Origin of the sequence: Chitinivorax sp. B, assembly GCF_005503445.1 — a bacterium.
Lineage (GTDB): Bacteria > Pseudomonadota > Gammaproteobacteria > Burkholderiales > SCOH01 > Chitinivorax.
This window is the reverse complement of the sequence record NZ_SCOH01000122.1, coordinates 1-2,487: the sequence shown is the minus strand read 5'-3', so window position 1 is coordinate 2,487 and position 2,487 is coordinate 1. Positions and strand designations below refer to the sequence as shown.

Below are 2,487 nucleotides of genomic sequence, written 5' to 3'. Positions count from 1 at the left end.
CAGGATCAACGCAGCGAATACCGCTACGACAGTGCCGGTCGGCAACTGGAAGACACGGTACTGGTCGATGGCCAACGCCAGACCACCCAACAAGCCTATGACGCTGCCGGCAACCTGATCCGGGTCACCGATGCCAACCAGCAGGTCACGCGTTACGTCTACGACGCCGCCAACCGCCGGGTGTTCAGTATTGATGCGCTGGGGGCGGTGGAACAGACTGAGTATGACGCAGTCGGGCACGTCACCCGCAGTACCCGTTATGCCACCCCGATCAGCCTCAGCAAGCCCGCCCCGACCCTGGACGAGGTACGCAGCCTGCTGGCCCCGAAAGCGGATCAGGACCTTCGTCAGCAAACGGTGTATGACCAAGCCGGTCGCCGCATCGCCAGCATCGACAGCCAGGGCTACCTGACCGAGTATCGCTATGATGCGCTGGGCAATCAGCTCAGCAGTACCCGTTACGACACGCCGCTCTCGGTGATCGGTACCCTCAGTGCCCAGCGCCAAGTACTGCAAACCTTCCAGACCGATGCCAGCAAGGTTAGCCTGTCGCCAGGCGACGCCACCCAGGCCGACCGTGTGCGCTGGGTGAATAACCAGCTGCAATTGGTCAGCGGCCCGTCGACCAAGCCGAACTGGCCGGGTGCACGATTGGGGGGGCTCAATCTGACGGTGAACAGCAGCCAGTCGGTGCAGTATCGCGCCGAAATCCTGCTCGACAACCCGCAAGCGCAGCTGATGTGGCGGGTACATGGCATCAAGGATGGCCAGGTCGCCTACCATGGCTTACTGTTCAGCAATGGCCAGATGTCAGCCGATCAACGCATTGTCGATCAGGGCCAGACCAAAGCCATCAGTGCGTCGTTCCAGGCTGGGGTGACCTATATCGTCGAGCAGGAGCTCACCAGCACCGGGTCGATCATTTACTGTTACGAGAAAGGAAAAGCCCGTGCTGACGGTTTCAGCACGGTATTGGCCGGGCAATGGACCCAGGCCGGTGACTGGTTGGGGCACAGCTTTGCGGGCCCGGATCTCAAAACCATTGGCACCGCCTCGATCAGCAATCTGCAACTGACCACCGGCACCCCCACGGCCTACACCGAACGCTGGCAACAGACCTTTGACAAAGATTCGCTGGGCCTGCGCCTGGATGCCAGCCAAGCCCCGTCACCGGATTGGGCGCGTGTCGCCAACGGTCGCTTGGAATTGAAGAGCGGGACGTCCGCAATCGCCAACTGGCCGGGTGCCACTACCCAAGGTCGCAGCTATTCGCTGAGCCAGGGACAGCAAGTACGTTACCGGGCGGAAGTGTCCCTGGAAAATGGCGTAGCCAGCCTGATGTGGCGGGTACACGGCACCAAGAATGGCCAGCCGGTCTCCCACAGCTTGTTACTGGAAAATGGCCGGTTGCGTAGCCATCAGGGTGACGCGAACCTGAATAACCTCAGCTTCGTCCCGAAGCCGGGGGTGGTGTATGTGGTGGAACACTATATCTCCAACAGTGGTTCGACCCTTTACCTGTATGAAAAGGGCAAGAGCTGGGTGGAAGGCATCAGTGCGACCCAGACGGGTGGCTGGGACAGCGTTGGCGACTGCCTGATGCACAGCTTTGCCACGCCCAATCTCACCGCTTTCGGCCATGCCTATGTCGACAATCTGCGCATTGAATCGGGTTTGGCGGGGGAGGCAGGGCTACCGGCCGCGCAGCAAGTGTTTGAACTGCGCAAGCGCCTGGGTCAAGCCAGCAACCAACTGCAAACCAATCGCACCACTTATGACCATGCCGGCCGGGTACGTTTCGAAGTCAATCCCGCTGGCGCGGTCACCGAAACCCGTTATAACGCGCTAGGTCAAGTCACCGACACCATCCGTTATGCCAACCCGGTGGCGGACAGCTGGACCGACGAAGCCAGCCTCAAGGCGCTGTTGGTCGCCAACCCGGCACAGGATCACACGCAACGGCTGGCCTATGATGCGGCCGGTCGGGTGCGCTTCCAGCTGACGGCAGAAAATGTGGTAACCGAACACCGTTACGACAGCTTCGGCAATGTCATCCAACAGCTCCGCTATGCCAAGCCGGTAGCAGGCAACTGGACCGATGCGGCCAGTTTGGCCGCCTTGCTCCAGGCCGACCCACAGGACCGCAGCACCCGCAGCCTGTACGACGCCCAACAACGGCTGCGCTTCAGCGTGGATGCGCTGGGCCAGGTCAGCGAGCGGGTCTATGACGCCGCTGGCAATGTGATCCAGGTCACCGACTATGCCCAACCGGTGGCCAACAGCTGGACCGATGAAACCAGCCTGAAAGCGCTGCTGAAAGCCGATGCGGCGCAGGATCGCAGCCGCTTCACCGTCTATGACCAGGCCAACCGGCCGCGTTACCAGTTGGATGCACTGGGTTACGTCACCGTCAACCAGTATGACAGCCTCGGCCGGCTGGTCGGGCTGACCCGGCATGCCAAGCCGATTGCCCGTCCCGCGACGTTA

General features: G+C 61.4%; 1 protein-coding gene. It reads left to right on the top strand.

The features are described 5' to 3' along the window. Positions 1-2,487: RHS repeat domain-containing protein (locus FFS57_RS24625; RefSeq protein ID WP_137940468.1), on the top strand; the 2,487-nt coding region annotated here is incomplete at both ends.